Here is an 18,591-nt window from a genome sequence, read left to right on the forward strand (position 1 = left end):
CATGACTGCCTCCGCCGCATACACCGACTACACGACCGGCGAACCGGTCGTCGACACCAAGGCGCCGAAGGGCCCGATCAACGAGCGCTGGGACACCCGCCGTTTCGAGGCGAAGCTGGTCAACCCGGCCAACCGGCGCAAGCACACGATCATCGTCGTCGGCACCGGCCTCGCGGGCGGCTCCGCGGGCGCCACCCTCGCCGAACAGGGCTACCACGTCGTCCAGTTCTGCTACCAGGACTCCCCGCGCCGCGCCCACTCCATCGCCGCGCAGGGCGGTATCAACGCCGCGAAGAACTACCGCAACGACGGCGACTCGATCCACCGCCTCTTCTACGACACCGTCAAGGGCGGCGACTTCCGGGCCCGCGAGTCCAACGTCCACCGCCTCGCCCAGATCTCGGTCGAGATCATCGACCAGTGCGTGGCGCAGGGCGTACCGTTCGCCCGCGAGTACGGCGGCCTGCTCGACACCCGCTCCTTCGGCGGCGTCCAGGTCTCCCGAACCTTCTACGCCCGCGGCCAGACGGGCCAGCAGTTGCTGCTCGGTGCCTACCAGGCGCTCTCCCGGCAGATCGCCGCCGGTAACGTGGAGTTGCATCCGCGCACCGAGATGCTCGACCTGATCGTCGTCGACGGGCGGGCCCGCGGCATCGTCGCCCGCGACCTCATCACCGGAAAGGTCGACACGTACTTCGCGGACGCCGTCGTCCTCGCCTCCGGCGGCTACGGCAACGTCTTCTATCTGTCGACCAACGCCATGAACTCCAACGCGACCGCCGTCTGGCGGGCGCACCGGCGCGGCGCCTACTTCGCCAACCCCTGCTTCACCCAGATCCACCCCACCTGCATCCCGCGCACCGGCGACCACCAGTCCAAGCTCACCCTGATGAGCGAGTCGCTGCGCAACGACGGCCGGATCTGGGTGCCGAAGGCCAAGGGCGACAACCGTCCGCCGAACCAGATCCCTGAGGACGAGCGCGACTACTACCTGGAGCGCATCTACCCCTCCTTCGGCAACCTGGTCCCCCGTGACATCGCCTCCCGCGCCGCCAAGAACGTGTGCGACGAGGGCCGCGGCGTCGGCCCCGGCGGCCAGGGCGTCTACCTCGACTTCGCCGACGCGATCGAGCGCATGGGCCGGAAGAAGGTCGAGGAGAAGTACGGCAACCTCTTCGACATGTACGAGCGGATCACCGCGGAGAACCCGTACGAGGTGCCGATGCGGATCTACCCCGCCGTGCACTACACGATGGGCGGTCTGTGGGTCGACTACGACCTGCAGACCACGATCCCGGGTCTGTTCGCGGTCGGCGAGGCCAACTTCTCCGACCACGGAGCCAACCGCCTCGGCGCCTCCGCGCTGATGCAGGGCCTCGCCGACGGCTACTTCGTCCTGCCGTCGACGATCAACGACTATCTGGCCCGCAACCCGCACCAGGACCAGGTGACCGTCGACCACCCCGCCGTCCAGGAGGTGCTGGCCGAGACCGAGGACCGGGTCAACCTGCTGCTGTCCGTGGACGGCGACCGGACCCCCGACTCCTTCCACCGTGAACTCGGTGAGCTCATGTGGGAGTTCTGCGGCATGGCGCGTACGGACACGGGCCTGCGCAAGGCGCTGGAGCGCATCCCGCAGATCCGCGAGGAGTTCTGGCGGCGCATCAAGGTCCCCGGCACGGGCGAGGAGTTCAACCAGTCGCTGGAGAAGGCCAACCGCATCGTCGACTACCTGGAACTCGCCGAGCTGATGTGCCTCGACGCGCTGCACCGCAGCGAGTCCTGCGGCGGACACTTCCGCGAGGAGTCCCAGACCCCGGACGGCGAGGCCGCCCGCCGGGACGACGAGTTCGCCTATGCGGCCGCCTGGGAGTTCACCGGCACCGGCGAGGCGCCCACCCTGCACAAGGAAGACCTGGTCTTCGAGTACGTCCACCCCACCCAGCGGAGCTACGCATGAAGCTCACCCTGCGCGTCTGGCGGCAGAAGAACGCCGACGCAGAAGGCAGCATGTCCACCTACGAGGTGGACGGCATCTCGTCCGACATGTCCTTCCTGGAGATGCTGGACACCCTCAACGAGCAGCTCATCCTCAAGGGCGAGGACCCGGTCGCCTTCGACCACGACTGCCGCGAGGGCATCTGCGGGGCGTGCTCGCTCGTCATCAACGGCGACGCGCACGGCCCGGAGCGCACCACCACCTGCCAGCTGCACATGCGGTCCTTCAAGGACGGCGACACGATCGACATCGAGCCGTGGCGGGCCTCCGCCTTCCCGGTGATCAAGGATCTGGTCGTCGACCGCACGGCCTTCGACCGGATCATCCAGGCGGGCGGCTACATCACGGCCCCGACCGGATCCGCGCCCGAGGCCCACGCGACACCCGTCCCCAAGGCGGACGCGGACTTCGCGTTCGAGCACGCCGAGTGCATCGGCTGCGGGGCGTGCGTGGCGGCCTGCCCGAACGGCGCGGCCATGCTGTTCACCTCGGCGAAGATCAACCACCTCAATGTGCTGCCGCAGGGCGCGCCCGAGCGCGAGACCCGGGTGCTGGACATGGTGGCGCAGATGGACGAGGAGGGCTTCGGCGGCTGCACCCTCACCGGCGAGTGCGCCACAGCCTGCCCCAAGGGCATCCCGCTGGTCTCCATCACCAACATGAACAAGGAGTGGCTGCGAGCCACCCGCAAGGCGGGCCGCCGCTAGGCCCTGTCGTCAAACTCCCGCCTGCCCCGCGACGCCATGCACGCACTCTCGCCGCACCGGGCGAAACCCCACGTACATCCGGTACGAGGGCTTCCGCCCGGCACGCCGAGAGCACGCACCTGACGCCGCAAGGCCGCCCTCCGGGCGACGACGCGAGTCTGACGACAGGACCTAGGGCGCCGCTACCAGGACGGGCCGGCGCCGCTTGGGACGGGCGGCGCCGGCCGCACGCCGTTCGCCGGCAGGGTGCGGACGGGCGGGACCGGGCGTGGTGCTCAACCCCGGTCCCGCCAGCGCCCTCGCGAGCCCTTCGAACCCGCCGGTTCGGCCGCCCCGCGTCACCGGCCACCCCTGGCATTCAACATTCCCACATCCGCCCTCCTGGCAGCGGTCACGCGCAGGCCAACCGGCATCGGAAGAACAGGAGCGCACAGACCGCACAGCCCCGGTCTGCAGCCGCCCCGCCGAACCGGCCCGTGACCAGGAGAGAGCCATGACCGGCGTTACCACCCTCGCCAGCCCCCCACCGCCCGTGGCACCGACCCGCTACACCGTCACCCTCGCCCGTGACGAGGCCGACGTCCGGGACGCCCAGCGGCTGCGCCACGACGTCTTCGCCGGGGAGATGGGCGCCCTCCTGTCCACCCCACAGCCCGGCCTGGACGTCGACGCCTTCGACGCGTACTGCGACCACCTGCTCGTCCGTGACACCGAGACCGGCCAGGTCGTCGGCACCTACCGGCTGCTGCCGCCCGAGCGGGCCGCGATCGCCGGGCGGCTGTACTCGGAGGGCGAGTTCGACCTCGACCCGCTGGCCGGGATCCGCTCCGGGCTCGTCGAGGTCGGCCGCTCCTGCGTCCACCCCGACCACCGCGACGGCACCGTCATCGGACTGATCTGGGCGGGGATAGCCCGCTACATGATCGACGGCGGCCACGAGTGGCTGGCCGGCTGCTGCTCCCTGCCGCTCGCCGACGGCGGCGCGCTCGCCGCGGGCACCTGGGAGCGGGTCCAGGCCAAGTACATGGCCCCCGAGGAGTACCGCGTACGTCCGCTGCTGCCCTGGCGCCCGGAGACCCCGGCCCCGGCCGGGCACGCCGAGCTGCCCCCGCTGCTGCGCGGCTATCTGCGGCTCGGCGCCTGGGTCTGCGGGGAGCCCGCGCACGACCCGGACTTCGGCGTCGCCGACCTCTATGTCCTGCTGTCGATGCGCCGGGTCAACGCGCGCTATCTGCGGCACTTCCTCTCGCTCGTGCCGGCGTGACGACCATGTTCAGGACCGGTACGCAGGCCGTGTACGGTCCCGCGCTGGGGCTGCGCCCTCGACGCGGGACTCCGGCACCCGTGAGCCCCGGTGCGAGCACACCGGCACCAGGGCCGCAGGGCACCGAGGCGAAGCCCTCGGCTGCCGCTCCCGTGAGCGCCTGGCTGCCCAGCGCTCCCTGCTCCCCGCGCTCCTGCGTCGACGCCACGATCTCGGCGGCCGCCGCACCGCGCGCCGTCCTGCGGCTCATGGCCCTGTTGACCGTGGTGGTCGCGGGGACCGTCCTCTCCCCGCTGGTGTGCCGGCTGCCCGTCCCGGTCCGCGAGCGGATGATCAGGGCCTGGTGCCGGACGGTGGTCCGCGCCGCCGGGGTCCGGGTGCGGATCACCGGGGCCGCTCCGTCCCACGGCGGTCTGCTGATGGTCGCGAACCACATCTCATGGCTGGACATCCCGCTGCTCGCCGCCGTCCGTCCCGGCCGGATGCTCGCCAAGACGGAGATCAGGCAGTGGCCGGTGGCCGGTGTGCTGACGGCCCGCAGCGGTGCGCTCTTCATCGACCGTGACCGGCTGCGGGCGCTGCCCGACACGGTCGCCAGGATCGCGAGTGGTCTGCGCGCCGGATCGGCGGTCGTGGTCTTCCCCGAGGGCAGCACCTGGTGCGGCCGGTCGCAGGGGTACTTCCGGCGGGCGGCCTTCCAGGCGGCGCTGGACGCGGGCGTCCCGGTCCAGCCGGTGCGGCTCCACTACCGGCACGACGGCGGACCGGTGAGCACCGCGCCCGCGTTCGTGGGCAGCGACTCCCTGCTGTCGTGCCTGTGGCGCGTGCTGTCGGCACACCGGCTCGTCGCGGAGGTCCGGGTGGAACCGGTGCTCCTCACGGACACCGGTACCGACCGCCGTGCCCTAGCCCTGGCCGCCCAAGGGTCCCTGGACCTCCCGGGCGACGAACACACGGACCTTCTCGTCCGTGTCTGACGCCTCGTCACCTCTGCGTCCCTGCAAGGGACATGGCGTGCAGAGCGGACATGATCCCATGGGTCCGGCCGCCGTCGTCCCGCCCGACGGCGGCCGGACACCCGGACTCACCCACTTCCCTCACCTCTCCTTCTTCTCGCCGTAGAGATCATTGCTACGGTTCTGCGATGTCCGAATCTTCACGCGATACGGCCGAGGGCGCCGGCTGGGGAGCCGCAGAACGCGGCAGCTACCAAGAGTTGATGCCGCGTCAGGTCGAGAAGCTCTCCTGGCTCAACCCGAAGACCCTCTGGGTGGCCCGCAACGGGGTGCTCGCCTCCTGGTTCGGCGACCCCACCGGACGTACCCGCACGCGCTGGGCGCAGCAGCAGGAGGCGGCGGGCGCACCAGTCGACAAGGTGATCCGGCGCGACGATCCGGACCGCTTCTCCTTCATGGTCATCGGGGACACCGGCGAGGGCGACGCGCCCCAGTACGCCGTGGTGCCAGGCTTTCTGAGGATGAGCCAGGACACCAGCTTCGCCGTGCTGGCCAGCGATGTCATCTATCCCGTCGGGGCCACCGCCGACTACGGCACCAAGTTCTTCCGCCCCTACCAGGACTACCAGGCGCCCATCTACGCCATACCCGGCAACCACGACTGGTACGAGGACCTGCACGGGTTCATGCGCGTCTTCTGCGACGCCCGGCCGCCCGCACCGGAGCCCGCGCCGCGCCCGCCGAGCCGTGCCTGGCTGCGCTCCCTGCTGTGGCACCGGCCGGGCGCCCCGGACGAACAACGTCTGGCCGAGGCGCGGACGTTGCGCTCGGCCCCCGCTCAGCAGGCCGGCCTGCCCGGGCCGTACTGGGCGATCGACGCCGGCCCCGTCCGTATCGTCGGCATCGACACCGGCCTGCTGGGCACCCTCGACGCCGAACAGGGCAGCTGGCTGCGCGAGGTCTCGCGAGGCCCCCGCCCCAAGATCCTCGTCACCGGCTCTCCGCTCTACGTGGACGGCGAGCACCACCCCTGCCCCATCGAGGGCGGCGGCACGGTCGACGACGTGGTCCGCGACCCGGACCACCACTACGTCGCCGCGATCGGTGGTGACATCCACAACTACCAGCGCTATCCGGTGGATGTGCACGGCCGCACCATCCAGTACGTGGTCTCCGGCGGCGGCGGTGCCTTCATGCACGCCACCCACACCATCCCGCGTGTGTCGGTGGCGAACGTCACCGAGCGGGACTTCCGCTGCTACCCGCTGCGCGGCGACTCCCTCGCCTTCTACAGCCGGCTCTACGGGCGCAGACTGCTGCTGCGGCGCCTGTTCACGCTCACCGAGGCGGAGGCGACCGCCGTGATGGCCGAGCGCCTCGGCATCGACCCGACCCGCGCCCCCGGCGCATCCACCCGGGTCACCCTGCGCACCCGCCTCGTGGCCTCCCTGCTCGGTGCCGGGGGCCGCCCCGACCGCACCTCGCGGGTCCGGCTGCCGGTGCGCAAGGTCTACACCCGGCTCTTCTCGCCGAGTTCGGCCACCTACAGCCCGCCGTTCTTCAAGAACTTCCTGCGTCTGGACGTCACCTCCGAGGCGGTCCGGCTGCGCTGCTTCGCGGCGACCGGCAATCTGCGCCAGGAACTCGACCCGCCCGTCGAGGACGAGGTGACCATCCCTCTGGTGTGACGCCCCCGCGACGGCAGGAGGCCCCCCTCGCACACGAGGGGGGCCTCCTGCCGTCGCGGCCGGCGCGGGCGCGCCGCCGAGGGGGTCAGCGCACGGTTGCGGCGGACGCCTCTTCCACCAGGTCGGTGACCGCACCGGGGTGCGAGACGGACACGGCGTGCGAGGCCTTGATCTCGACGCTGTGGGAGTGGGCGCGCTTCGCCATGAAGCGCTGGGCGGCGGCCGGGATGTTCTTGTCCTGGGTGGTGATGAGGTCCCAGGAGGGGATCGTCTTCCAGGCGGCCTCGGTGGCCTTCTCGTCGAGGGCGGAGGCGGCTATGGGGCGCTGGGTGGCAGCCATGAGGGCCGCCGTGGCGCGCGGTACGTCGGCGGCGAACTGGTCGTGGAACTTGGCGGGGTCGATGTACAGGTCGGTGCCCGTGCCGCCGCCCTCCAGCGGGAAGGGGACCTTGTTCAGGGTGGCGCCGAGCGTGCTGCCGGGGAACTTGCCGGCCAGCTCGGAGGCGCTCTCGCCCTTGGCCGGTGAGAAGGCGGCGATGTAGACGAGCGCCTTCACGTTCGGGTCGTGGTCGGCGGCCTGGCTGATGACGGCGCCGCCGTAGGAGTGACCGACCAGGAAGACCGGGCCCTTGACGCTCTTGAGCAGTGCGGCCAGATAGGCGGAGTCGCTGTTCAGTCCGCGCAGCGGGTTGGCGGGGGCGACCACCGGATAGCCGTCGTGCTCGAGGCGCTTGATGACGCCGTTCCAGCTGGAGGCGTCGGCGAAGGCGCCGTGGACGAGGACCACGGTCGGCTTCTTGTGCGCGGTGCTGTCGGCCGAGGCGGTCGCGGGAGCGGCACCTGCGGTGGCCGCGAGGGTCACCGTGGCCAGACCGGCGACGGACGCCAGGGCGGCGGCGTAGAGCTTGGAACGGCGGGTGAAGTGCTTCATGACTGCTGCTTCCTTGGGTGAGTGGGCGGGGCAGTGCCTCTGCGACGTCCGTTAGTAGATCACACAATCAAGTGGTGCACAACTTAGTCGCACACGACTTGATTGCTGCCCGTCGAGGTCTCTCGGCCTCTCGGTCGGGGGCGCGCCCGGTGCACGCTCTTGCGGGAGAATGATCGTTCTCGTACGGTGGGCGTCAGCGGAGAACGAGCGTTCTCCGGTGACGCCGCTGGGCGCCCTCATCCGATGGAGACGACATGGCAGACGAACCACGCCCTCCGTTCCCGCCCTTCACCCGGGAGACCGCTGTCGAGAAGGTGCGGCAGGCGGAGGACGGCTGGAACTCCCGCGACCCCGCGAAGGTCGCCCTCGCCTACACGGTCGACTCCCGCTGGCGCAACCGCGCGGAGTTCGTCGACGGCCGCGACGAGATCGTCGCCTTCCTCACCCGCAAATGGCGGCGGGAGCTGGAGTACCGCCTCATCAAGGAGCTGTGGGCCTTCGACGGCAACCGCATCGCCGTGCGCTTCGCCTACGAGTGCCACGACGACTCGGACAACTGGTTCCGGTCCTACGGCAACGAGAACTGGGAGTTCGACGACAACGGCCTGATGCGCAAGCGCTATGCGTGCATCAACGACCTGCCCATCACGCAGTCGGAGCGTCTGTACCACTGGCCGCTCGGACGGCGCCCCGACAACCACCCCGGCCTCAGCGACCTGGGCCTGTGACCACGCGCCGGCGGGCCGTCGTCTCCCCCGGCCCACGCCGGGGGAGACGACGGCCTCAGGCACCGAGTCCGGCGACCCGGGCCAGCCTTCGGTACGAGTCCACGAGCGCCGTACGGTCGTACGTGCTCGTGGTGACGAGCACCTCCTGCGCCCCGGTCTCCTTGAGCAGGTTCTCCAGCTCGTCGGCGACCTGCTCCTCGGTGCCCGCGATATGGCCGACGAGCCCGGCCTCGTAGAAGCCGCGCTCCTTGGCGGTCATCGTCAAGGACTCCACGCGCTCGGCGGGCGGCAGGGGCGGGAAGGTGCCGTGGGTCCGCGCATACGCCATCGACCACGCCTCCGGGAGCAGGACGCGGTGGGCCTCCTCGGGTGTGGCGGCGACCGCGATCGTGCCGGAGACGACGACGTACGGCTCGCTCGCCCAGGGGGAGGGCCGGAACGTCTCCCGGTAGTGCTCGATTCCCCGGAGCATCTTCTCCCGGTTCCGCAGGTCCCCGATCACCATGGGCAGCCCCGCCCGTGCGGCGATCGTCGCGCCCTCGCCCATGGCCAGTACGAAGGGCGGCACGGTCAGGCCCTCGGAGGGGCGCGCATGGACGCCGGTGGGGGAGGAGCCGCGGAACCAGCGCAGAAGTTCGTCGAGCTGGCCGGCGAAGTCGTCGGCGTCGTCCTTGTCCCGGCCCAGTGCCCTGCGCACCCCGTCGGTGAACCCGACGGAACGGCCGAGGCCCATGTCGATCCGGCCGGGGAAGAGAGCCTCCAGCACGCCGAACTGCTCGGCCACGACCAGCGGCCGGTGATTGGGCAGCTTCCCTGTCAGGTCTATGTGTTCAGGATCCCACGCAAGGGATCGGTCGCTGGCCTGAGCGCCTGCCCCACCCGCTTTTACGCTCCGCTTCAGCCACTACTGCGCCACCGATCTTGGCTGTTGGCCATTCGTGCCCCTTGGCCTCTCGTCGCGGAGGCGATGGGACGGTTCAGACAGCACTAGGCCGTGTCTGATAATTGATCTTGTGGTGGGTCGGGTGAGTTGACGGATGCAGCCTGGGGGAGCCTCCCCCTGAGTGGTGGAGCTGGCTCGGCGGCGGCTCGGCGGCGGGGCGGACCTGCAGGTGGCTGACCTCGGCGGCCTACTTCCTTAAGGAACGGAATGCAGGCGGCGGCCGATGCCAATCTTGGAATGGCGTGTCGAGTTGCCGTCACCAAAGGGAGATGGTCAGGCATCAATCTGAGGAGATCGATCCTCATTCACTTCATCGGATTGCCGAGGTGACGCGGCTCACGGCAGTCACGCCATGCGTGACCTGTGGCCCCGAGGTGTAAATCTTTGGGTGTGTTTGCCCCCGTATCCGCCGCTCTCCCGCGGGCCTCGATGAGAGCGGCGGCGTCACATCATCGCAGCCCTCAGGAAATCGTGATCTGCATCAACTCTCGTAATCGATCACCAGAGCATGCGTAGCCTCTTGCTGCCAGCGATGCAGTTCGAAATCTTCGTGCAGCGGGTGCGCCGCGTACTCCTGGTAGGCGTCGTCGTTGTCGAACACCATGGATATTCCGTAGTCCAGAGGATTGTTCGGCCTCAGGCGGAATGCTCGAAATTCTTTCACTGTGGGGATCTTGGTCAGTTGACGCTCTGCGTCACGCATGAATGTCTCGGCCGGCTCCGAGCCCGCCTCATGCCGCAGGCTGAAAACGACCATGTGGTGAATGCGCGGCTGGTCCATTACCTCGCCTCTCCTGTGCTGTAAAAAATGCCGCCGAAGGTGTCTGTGGTTGGTCATGTGGTCGCGACTGCGGTGCTGATCACCACGCGGAGCCATGCCGTCGAACAGGCGGAGGCGCCGCCACCGACCGGTGCCTTGTACACAGCCGGTACGGGGACGACGCCCCCGCCCGGGACGCCAGAGGTTCAGCGGCAGATCAGTAGCCGGCGGTCAGGGCGCCGTCGATGGCGAGAGCAGCACCGGTGATGAAGGGGCTGTCGTCGCTGATCAGGAAGGCTGCGAATGCGGCGATCTCCGACTCGTCGGCGGCCCGGCCGGTGGGCTGCTGGCTGAGAAGGGCGTGCGCGGCCTCCGGGTTGCTTGCGGTGAAACCCTGCCACAGCGGGGTGTTCACCAGCCCCGTCACCAGGGCGTTGACGCGCACGCCTTCCTTGGCGGCGCCGAGCGCCGTGGAGCGAGTGAGGCCCACGACACCGTGCTTGGCCGCAGCGTATGCCGGAGCTCCGGGGTCACCGACGACGCCGACGACGGAGGCGTTGTTGACGATGGAGCCGCCGCCGCTGGCCACGATCGCCGGAATCTCGTGCTTGAGGCTGTAGAAGACGCTGGTCAGGTTGAGGGCGATCACGTTGTCCCAGAAGGGGGCGTCGATGTCCCGGAGGGCTCCCTGGCTGTTGCCGCCGCCGGCGTTGTTGAAGGCACCGTGGAGGCCTCCGAACTCCTTGACGGCGACATCGACCAGGTGGGCGACTTCTTCCTCGACGGTCACGTCTGTCGGGACGAACAGGGCCGTGCCGCCCTCGGCCGTGATCGCTGCCGCAGTCGCTTCGCCGCGCTCCTTGTCGCGGGCCCCGATGAGTACCGTTGCCCCCTCGGACGCTGCGCGCTTTGCGAAGGCTGCGCCCATGCCAGAGGAACCTCCGGTGACCAGGACGACCTTGGACTGCAGACGGTTGGACATGTGTTTCCTTTCGTTGCCCGGCACGGCAGAAGCCAGGAGGTGCCGGGAAGCGTGATTGTGGGCGCGCGGAGTTGGGTTCCGCAGGATCTGAGGTCCCGCTCGTTCGAACGATCGGGGGTTTCGGTCAGGCCGCTGTGGTGCGACCCGATCGCGGCCTCTGAGCACGGGAGTTCTGCCAGGCAGCGGTCAGTGGACGGGAACCGGCTGCTCCAGGGCTTCTGCCTCGGCGGAAGGTCCGCTGTGTTCAGGGCGGGGGGTGTTGATCGCGAAGAAGGAGAACAGCGCGGCCAGGGCCAGGAATCCGGCTGCCCACCAGAATCCGATGCTGAAGCCGTGGACCAGGGCGGCATCGGTCGCCGCCTTGCCGTGTCCGTGGTGGGAGGCGAGGTAGGCCGCGGTGGAACTGGCGGCGATGGTGTTCAGCAGCGCGGTACCGATCGAGCCGCCGACCTGCTGGGAGGTGCCGACCATGGCGGAGGCGACGCCCGCGTCCTGTGGGGCCACTCCGTGTGTCCCGAGGCTGATGGCAGGCATGAAGGCGGTGCCGATGCCAAGGCCGGTGATGACCTCAGCCACTGCGAGCAGCCCGAACGAACTGTCCTTGTCCAGCAGGGCAAGCATGAGGACACCGATTCCGCTGACGAGGTAGCCGGCGGCCATCAGCAGTCCGGGGCGCATGCGGGCAGACAGCCGGGTGCCGAGGGCCATGGAGCCGGTGCCCTGTGCGACGCCAAGCGGCACGAAGGCGAAGCCGGCCGCGATCGGCGAGTAGCCCTTGACGAGCTGCAGGTAGTAGCTGAGGAAGAGGAACATGCTGAACATGCTCATCACGCCGAAGGCGACGGAGAGGTAGGCGCCGGCCCGGTTGCGTTCGCTGAGCACGTGCAGGGGGAGAATAGGGAATTTGATCTTGCTCTGTGTGATCAGGAAGACGAGCAGCAGCACCACACCGGCAGCGAGCATGGCGAGAGTCAGGCCGGAGCCCCACCCGCGGCTCTCGGCTTCGGAGAAGCCGAACACCAGGGCGACTACGCCCAGGGTGGCGAGGACGGCGCCGGGTATGTCGATGCGACTGTGGTCAACCTCGTTGGGGATGTCGTGGACCACGGTGAGGGCGCCGATGATGCCGGCGACGGCGAACGGGATGTTGACGAACATCGCCCAGCGCCAGTTCAGGTACTCGGTGAGGATCCCGCCAAGGGCCAAGCCCACGACGCCGCCCGCGGTGGCGATGGCGCCGTATATTCCGAACGCCTTGTGCCGTTCCTTGGAGTCGGTGAAGGTCAGCGAGATCAGGGCGAGAGAGGCGGGGGCGAGCAGCGCGCCGAAGACGCCCTGTCCGGCTCGCGCGACCAGCAGGACACCGAGGTTGCCCGCGGCCCCGCCCAGCGCGGAGGCCAGTGCGAAGCCGACCAGGCCGATGATGAAGGTCCGCTTGCGACCCAGCATGTCGCCCAGGCGGCCGCCCACGATGAGCAAGCCGCCGAAGGCCAGGCCGTAGGCGGTGATGACCCATTGGCGGCCGCCGTCGGAGAAGTGCAGCGCCTGCTGTGCGGAGGGCAGCGCGATGTTCATCACCGCGCTGTCCAGGAACACCATCAGCTGGGCGACGGAAATGAACAGCAAGGCCGCCCAGCGGCGCGGATTCGGATGGGGGGTAGCAGACATGGGTGTGGCGTTCTCTCGTGCAAGTGGAGACAGGGAAGCGGACTTTGGGGCGCGGCGTCGTGTGATGTCGCCGTCGGCGATCGCTAGGTCCGGTCGGCCTATGCCGTGGTAAAGGCGTAGGAACGCTTGGGGTTCAGCCCGGTCTGCAGGCGTGAATGCGCGCAGACCCGGGGCTGGTGCAACGGTGCCCGGAGCGGTGGGTGCGTGTGGGTGGGCCGGGGCCCTTGTGAGCTAGTGCAGCGGCTGGCAGCAGGCGGAGACCGCTGTCAGCGGCATGCGAGCCGTTCGTGAACCGGCTGGCTGCCTGACGGTTCGGGGCGCTGCGGTCTCAGGAGGTGAAGTCCAGGCGCAGCCGGGGAAGTTCGAGTTCGGCGATGAACCACGAGCCGTCGACCTTGACGAAGCGTGCGTGGTAGTGACCGAAACCGTGCATCGCCTTGAAGGGGAATGCCTCGGACACCTCGGCGTTCTCAGGCTTGGTGATGATGTCCTCCATCGCCCAGATTCCCCGCGCTGATGTGGGCGACTCCACGTCGATCTCATCCGAGAACAGGTGGTGGATCAGGACGGTGCCCGGTCCACCGGCGGCGCCGACTGCTGCCACGATCTGTTCGCGGCCCTCCATCCGCACCCACGCCGAGCCATCCAGCTGGTAGGGAGTGAAGGTGCCGTCCGGAGTGAACAGGGACGCCAGTTCCTGCCACTGCTGGTGGTCTGCGTGTCGGACGTAGCGCGCCATAACGCGGCGCACAGCCTCGATGATGCTCAGACGCTCGACGGCGTCCATGATCGATCACCTTCCGCTTCGTCGAGTCTTGTCGGCCGGCTCGCCCCCGTGGAGCTCGGCAGTCGCCTGGCCCGGCACCCGGCCGCAGTAGCTTCCCGAGCCCAATCGGACCGGGTGGTCACATTGACCGTAACACGGAAGCGGACCGGGCGGTCATGTTCTGCATCACAACCTGACCGTACGGTCACGTTCGGCGGTCGCCGCGCATGACTGCCTGGTCGCATTGGCTTTCCATAAGGTGACCAATAGGTCCGCTTGTTCTACACTCACCGACGAAAGAAGGGACGGCACCATGACGGAGCCTGCAGCGAGACCCATGCGCAGCGACGCCGGCTGCCACATGTGAAGCTTTCAGCGAGTGCGGCCCGGGTGTTCCGCTGGACGAGATCGCACGCCGGGCAGGCCTTGGCAACGCCACCCTCTACCGGCACTTCGCCGGCCGCCGGGAACTCATCCGCACGGTCACGCTGTCACTGCTCTCCCGAACTGCCGAGCAGGCCGAGGCCGCCCTGGCCGAGGAGCCCACCCCCTTCGAAGCCGTGCGCCGCTTCGTGCATCGAGCGGTCGACGAGAACTTCGCGGCGCTGTGCCCGATCCTCGCCGACTGCCCCGGTGTGCAGGACCCGGAGGTCCTCAAGGCGATCGCACATCTCACGCATGTGATCTCAGCTCTTTTCGAGGCCGCCCAGCGTTCGGGACGGGTTCGGCTTGACGTCTCCGCCGGCGAGCTGGCGGCCGCTGTCAGTCAGCTCGCTCGGCCTCTGCCTGGCCGTGCTCTCAACAGCCGAGACCCCGTGGTCCACCGGTAGCTGGAGTTGCTCTTCGACGGACTCGCCACGCCCCGCTGCACACGCTAGGCCGGTGCGGCAGCCCCTGTCGGACATTCCGGAAGGCCGCCCACCGGGTCGCGCTGAGTCCCGGGCCGCGGGCACCGGCGGTGGACGTGGCTCGACCATGAGGGCAAGAAGCTGACCGTAAGGTCCGTTAAACTGCACTCGCTCGGACCGAGGAGGAGCTATGGCGGATCAGGCAGCGATCAGGCCGATGCGAAGTGACGCCGTGCGCACCAGAAAGCTCCTGGTCACCGCAGCCGCCGAGGCATTCGCCGAACAGGGCACCGAGGTCTCCGTCTCGGAGATCGCAGAGCGGGCCGGTATCGGCAAGGGGACGGTGTTTCGGCACTTCACCACCAAGGACGACCTGCTGGCGGCAATCGTCACCGAGAAAATGTATCGCCTTGCTGAGACCGGCGAGCGTCTGATGCACGTGGAGGACCCGGCCGAAGCACTGTGCGATTTCATGAGCGCCGCCATCGAACTACAGGTCGAGGACCGCGCCTTCTGCCAAGTCGTTCACGGCGTCGCCAACGAACATCCCGAGGTGCACAGGAGCCAGGAAAATCTGGAGAGTGTCACCGAGACGCTCACCGACCGCGCGCGCCGGCACGGCGCCATTCGCGAAGACATCACCGGCCAGGACATTCTGCTGCTGATGAGCGGCATCTACCTGACGGCGTCCCGCCTGCAGGACACCCAGCCGCACCTGTGGCAACGGTATCTGCGCCTTGTCTTCGACGGCATGCAAGCTGCCGACTTCCCGACGCTACCGGGCCCACCGCCCCACGCCGGGGCCGTATCGTCCTCGCTCTAACGCGGTTGCGGCGACTTTGGCGCTGTGATGTGATCCGCCGCCCCGGCCCTGGTGCAGGAGCCGTGAGTGGCCTTGAGTGTGCAGGTGGTAGTGGCCAGTCGCACGGTGTGCTGCAGGGCCTCGGTCCCGTCGTTCGCCTCGCGGGTGCGCGAACGGTCGAGTACGGAGATACGGGTCTGTGCGGTCACGGCGCTCACAAGGGCTTCAACGCCCGCAGCGGCGGGTGATTCCCGGCGGTCGTCGCCTCAGCCGCCGGAGACGTTGGCGGTGATGAGGCGCAGGAGCTGCCCGGCCTGCACCTCCTGCTCGCGGGTCAGGCCCATGGCGTCGCCGATGGCGGGAGGGATCGTCCGCGCCCGGTCCCGCAGCCGGGCCCCGGCGTCGGTCAGCCGGATGGCGACGGAGCGTTCGTCCTCCGGGCGTCGCTCGCGCCTGAGCAGACCGCTCGACTCCAGCCGCTTCAGGAGGGGTGAGAGAGTGCTGGACTCCAGTTGAAGCGCCTGGCCCAGATCGCGTACGGAGATCGAGTCCTGGTCCCACAGCACGAGCATCACCAGGTACTGGGGGTAGGTGAGGCCGAGTTCGTCGAGCAGGGGCCGGTAGCGTGCGGTGACGGCGCGGGAGGCCGCGTACAGGGCGAAGCAGAGCTGGTCGTCCAGGAGCAGGGAGACGTCCTCGGCCGGTGCGGCCCCAGGTGCGCCCACGGTGTCGTTCCCTGTTTCCGTGCTCTGCTGCATGGCCGTCTCCACCCTGGCGTTCACGTCCTCACCGATTCTATAGAGCGCGAATTGGTTGTGAACCACTCAATAGGGTCCTACGGCGCCGGATGCGCGACCGCGCCGACGGGCTGCTCCTCGGCGTACCCCGCGCGAGGAGCAGCCCGTCGGCGCGTGCCGGTTCAGCCGACGTGAACCCTCGGTCGCCGCTTGCGGTCGGCCTCCGCCTCGCGCAGCACCTCCCGGGTGACCGGGGCGACCTCGCCCTGGCCGAAGAGGAAGAAGCGCAGGAAGTTGGCGAACGGGCTGCCCTCGGTCCACTCGAAGTAGATGTGCGGGATGCAGCCCGTGGCGTCGCGGACGTGGAGCATCAGGGCGGCGAGGGCGTTGGGGATGGAGGACGACTCCAGGGTGAGCACGCGGTAGCGGTCGTGCAGGACCTCACCGCGTACGGTCAGCCCCGCCTCGAACTCCGAGGGGTCGGTGACGGTCACCTCCACGAAGACGAAGTCGTCCTGGGGGGTGATGTCGTTGTCGGCGCGGATCTGCTCGATCTTGTGGCGGTACTCGGCGGCGTCCCGCTCGCCGGGCTCGTTGGCGATGAACCGGATCTTGCGGCTGGCGATGTCCCGCACGAACCGTTCCGCCATGTCGTCCAGGGTCACGCTGGTCACGCGGAGCTCGAAGGACCGGGCGAGGCGGGACAGCAGCGAGACGAGGATGATCCCGGCGATGAAGCAGGCACCGATCTTCACACCGTCCGGCCGCTCGATCACGTTGACGACCGTGGTGTAGAGGAACACCGCGGATATCACCGCGAACGCGATGGTCCAGTTGCGCTGGCGGGCCTTGCGGGAGGCGATGGTCACCGCGATCGCCGCGGAGCTGATCAGCACCAGCACACCGGTGGCGTAGGCGCCGCCCTGGGCGTCCACATTGGCGTCGAAGATCCAGGTGACGAGGAACGCGACCAGGGTGAAGACCATGACCATGGGCCGCACGGCGCGGGCCCAGTGCGGGGCCATGCCGTAACGGGGCAGATAGCGCGGCATGAGGTTCAGCAGACCGGCCATGGCGGAGGCGCCCGCGAACCACAGGATCGCGATGGTCGATATGTCGTAGACCGTCCCGAATCCGCCGCCCAAATACTGGTGCGCCAGATACGCCAGCGCGCGCCCGTTGGCCTGGCCGCCGGCCTTGAACTCCTTCTCCGGGATCAGTAGCGTCGTGATGAAGCTGGTCGCGATCAGGAAGCCGCTCATGATCAGCGCGGCGGTCGTGAGCAGCTTCTTCGTGTCCCGGATCCGGCCGGTGGGCTTCTCCTCGGTGTCGTCCGCGTCGCCCTGCACATGGGGCATGACGGCGACACCGGTCTCGAAGCCGGACAGGCCGAGCGCCAGCTTCGGGAACACGAGCAGTGCCAGGCCGACCATCACGAAGACATTGCCGTGCTCGGCGGTCAGGGCGCCGGTCCAGTCGGTGACCACATGCCCGGCGGTGACGACGTGCCACAGGCCCACGGCGACGACTACGGCGTTGAGGACGAGGTAGATGCCGACGAGGGCGACCGCGACCCCGATCGCCTCCAGGAAGCCCTTGAGGAACACCGCGCCCAGCAGTGCCACCAGCAGCAGGGTGATCAGTACCTGGTGGCCGTGGAGGACGCCGGTGAGGTGGGGGTTCTCCACGAGGTGAGTGGAGGCGTCGGCGGCGGAGAGGGTGATGGTGATCAGGAAGTCGGTGGCGGCGAAGCCGAGCAGGGTCAGGACGAAGAGCTTGCCCTGCCAGAAGGAGAGCAGGCGCTCCAGCATGGCGATGGAGCCCTCGCCGTGCGGACTCTCCTCGGCGACGCGGCGGTAGACGGGCAGGGCGCCGGCCAGGGTGACGATCACCAGCACGATGGTGGCGATGGGGGAGAGCAGACCGGCGGCGAGCGCGGCGATGCCGGGCTGGTAGCCGAGGGTGGAGAAGTAGTCGACACCGGTCAGGCACATCACCCGCCACCAACGCTGCCCCTTGTGCACGGGTGCGGGCTGCTCGGGCTGGGCGGCCGTAGGAGTGGAGCCCTTGCCCATGTCGGACAGCCCCTCCAGCATCCACGCCCGCAATCGGCTCGCAGGTGGGTGTTCGGTGGTGGCCATCGGCGTGCTCTCCTGGTGTGCGGCTCGGTCGGTGAATCGGCCATCACACGGACGGCTGCACCAGCGTAAGCAGAGAGTGACGTCTCGGCCCACGGTTGGCGCGGGCTGCGGCGTCAAGCTTGCGTTAAAAACGGCCGGACCGACGTCAACGGGGAATCAAACCGACATCAGGGACGTATCAAAGGGCTGGGTTCGGCGGTCCGAATGTGGCACAGGGCACAGGAGGGCGGTCCGCGCACTCTGCGAACACACAGCGTCATGTCGACGCGGCCCTGGCGGCCGTCGGGCCGCGGCGACCGCCGGCCCCGTCAAGGCGCTGTCAATCCCGGCTGAGAGAACATCAGAGGTGCATCAACGCCGATCGTTCCTGACCGGATGCGGCCACAGACTGGGGCGGTATCAGGGGCGGGCGCTTCTCTGTGGTCGACGTGAGAAGGACCGTGACGGGTCATGGCCGGCACGGCACGGAGGCCGCAGGGAACCACGGCGCACAGCCGCGGCACCAGGCGCCCGCCCCGCCCGAGGGGGGTATCGGTCCGCGATCCGAAGGACAGCGGCGGACCGGACGGCCGGAGGCTTCGTCTCCGCCGTGAGACCGTGACCGCGCGGGCCGCTCTGCGCAGCCGCGATAGGGTCACCCGTGCCCGTGAGGCCGCGCTTCCAGCGCGCGG

Annotated in this window: 15 protein-coding genes and 2 pseudogenes; 8 read left to right on the forward strand and 9 right to left on the reverse strand. The window is 69.1% G+C overall.

Going from position 1 to position 18,591, the window contains the following annotated elements; translation table 11 throughout:
• Position 1: 1 nt before the first annotated feature.
• From ACFYX0_RS22775 to ACFYX0_RS22795, 5 genes are all read left to right on the forward strand, one after another.
• Positions 2-1,960: a fumarate reductase/succinate dehydrogenase flavoprotein subunit gene (locus tag ACFYX0_RS22775; protein WP_388972660.1), complete on the forward strand. Its 1,959-nt coding sequence runs from the start codon at positions 2-4 to the stop codon at positions 1,958-1,960.
• Positions 1,957-2,706, forward strand: a complete 750-nt coding sequence (locus ACFYX0_RS22780) for a succinate dehydrogenase/fumarate reductase iron-sulfur subunit (protein ID WP_388972661.1) — start codon at positions 1,957-1,959, stop codon at positions 2,704-2,706. The genes ACFYX0_RS22775 and ACFYX0_RS22780 overlap by 4 nt, the downstream gene beginning before the upstream one ends.
• Before the next feature lie 493 nt (positions 2,707-3,199).
• Positions 3,200-3,970, forward strand: a complete 771-nt coding sequence (locus ACFYX0_RS22785; RefSeq protein WP_388972663.1) for a GNAT family N-acetyltransferase — start codon at positions 3,200-3,202, stop codon at positions 3,968-3,970.
• 152 nt (positions 3,971-4,122) lie between these two features.
• Positions 4,123-4,947, forward strand: coding sequence for a lysophospholipid acyltransferase family protein (locus ACFYX0_RS22790; protein ID WP_388972761.1), 825 nt, complete (start codon positions 4,123-4,125; stop codon positions 4,945-4,947).
• Positions 4,948-5,114: 167 nt separating this feature from the next.
• A complete protein-coding gene (locus ACFYX0_RS22795) occupies positions 5,115-6,614 on the forward strand; it encodes a metallophosphoesterase family protein (RefSeq protein ID WP_388972665.1) in 1,500 nt (499 codons plus the stop codon).
• A gap of 85 nt (positions 6,615-6,699) precedes the next feature.
• On the opposite strand, the gene ACFYX0_RS22800 is transcribed toward ACFYX0_RS22795, so the two are convergent.
• Positions 6,700-7,545, reverse strand: coding sequence for an alpha/beta fold hydrolase (locus ACFYX0_RS22800; protein WP_388972667.1), 846 nt, complete (start codon positions 7,543-7,545; stop codon positions 6,700-6,702).
• A 254-nt stretch (positions 7,546-7,799) separates the two neighbouring features.
• Between ACFYX0_RS22800 and ACFYX0_RS22805 the strand changes: the two genes are divergently transcribed.
• The gene (locus ACFYX0_RS22805) at positions 7,800-8,273 is read left to right on the forward strand and encodes a nuclear transport factor 2 family protein (protein ID WP_311700811.1); all 474 of its coding nucleotides are present in this window, start codon (positions 7,800-7,802) and stop codon (positions 8,271-8,273) included.
• Between the two features lie 55 nt (positions 8,274-8,328).
• On the opposite strand, the pseudogene ACFYX0_RS22810 reads toward ACFYX0_RS22805, so the two are convergent.
• The 5 genes and pseudogenes from ACFYX0_RS22810 to ACFYX0_RS22830 form a co-directional block, all read right to left on the reverse strand.
• Positions 8,329-9,081, reverse strand: a pseudogene (locus tag ACFYX0_RS22810) (MsnO8 family LLM class oxidoreductase); the annotation flags it as partial.
• Between the two features lie 616 nt (positions 9,082-9,697).
• Positions 9,698-9,997, reverse strand: coding sequence for a Dabb family protein (locus tag ACFYX0_RS22815; RefSeq protein ID WP_388972669.1), 300 nt, complete (start codon positions 9,995-9,997; stop codon positions 9,698-9,700).
• A gap of 196 nt (positions 9,998-10,193) precedes the next feature.
• Positions 10,194-10,958, reverse strand: a complete 765-nt coding sequence (locus ACFYX0_RS22820; RefSeq protein WP_388972671.1) for an SDR family NAD(P)-dependent oxidoreductase — start codon at positions 10,956-10,958, stop codon at positions 10,194-10,196.
• A 186-nt stretch (positions 10,959-11,144) separates the two neighbouring features.
• On the reverse strand, positions 11,145-12,626 hold the full coding sequence (locus ACFYX0_RS22825) for an MFS transporter (RefSeq protein WP_388972673.1): 1,482 nt from the start codon (positions 12,624-12,626) through the stop codon (positions 11,145-11,147).
• Between the two features lie 328 nt (positions 12,627-12,954).
• Entirely contained in the window at positions 12,955-13,413 is a 459-nt protein-coding gene (locus tag ACFYX0_RS22830) for a nuclear transport factor 2 family protein (protein WP_388972675.1), read from the reverse strand.
• A 386-nt stretch (positions 13,414-13,799) separates the two neighbouring features.
• Here ACFYX0_RS22830 and ACFYX0_RS22835 point away from each other — a divergent pair, with 386 nt between their 5' ends.
• Positions 13,800-14,222 carry a TetR/AcrR family transcriptional regulator gene (locus ACFYX0_RS22835; protein ID WP_388972763.1) on the forward strand — a complete coding sequence of 141 codons (423 nt, stop codon included), beginning with the start codon at positions 13,800-13,802 and terminating at the stop codon, positions 14,220-14,222.
• Positions 14,223-14,430: 208 nt separating this feature from the next.
• On the forward strand, positions 14,431-15,063 hold the full coding sequence (locus ACFYX0_RS22840) for a TetR/AcrR family transcriptional regulator (RefSeq protein WP_388972677.1): 633 nt from the start codon (positions 14,431-14,433) through the stop codon (positions 15,061-15,063).
• A 92-nt stretch (positions 15,064-15,155) separates the two neighbouring features.
• Here ACFYX0_RS22840 and ACFYX0_RS22845 read toward each other — a convergent pair.
• The 3 genes and pseudogenes from ACFYX0_RS22845 to ACFYX0_RS22855 form a co-directional block, all read right to left on the reverse strand.
• Positions 15,156-15,260, reverse strand: a pseudogene (locus ACFYX0_RS22845) (LLM class flavin-dependent oxidoreductase); the annotation flags it as partial.
• Positions 15,261-15,308: 48 nt separating this feature from the next.
• Positions 15,309-15,800 carry a MarR family winged helix-turn-helix transcriptional regulator gene (locus ACFYX0_RS22850; protein ID WP_388972679.1) on the reverse strand — a complete coding sequence of 164 codons (492 nt, stop codon included), beginning with the start codon at positions 15,798-15,800 and terminating at the stop codon, positions 15,309-15,311.
• 161 nt (positions 15,801-15,961) lie between these two features.
• Positions 15,962-17,920, reverse strand: coding sequence for an amino acid transporter (locus ACFYX0_RS22855; RefSeq protein WP_388972681.1), 1,959 nt, complete (start codon positions 17,918-17,920; stop codon positions 15,962-15,964).
• Positions 17,921-18,591: the final 671 nt, after the last annotated feature.

It is taken from the genome of Streptomyces sp. NPDC002573 (assembly GCF_042889625.1).
Classification (GTDB): Bacteria; Actinomycetota; Actinomycetes; order Streptomycetales; family Streptomycetaceae; genus Streptomyces; species Streptomyces gibsoniae.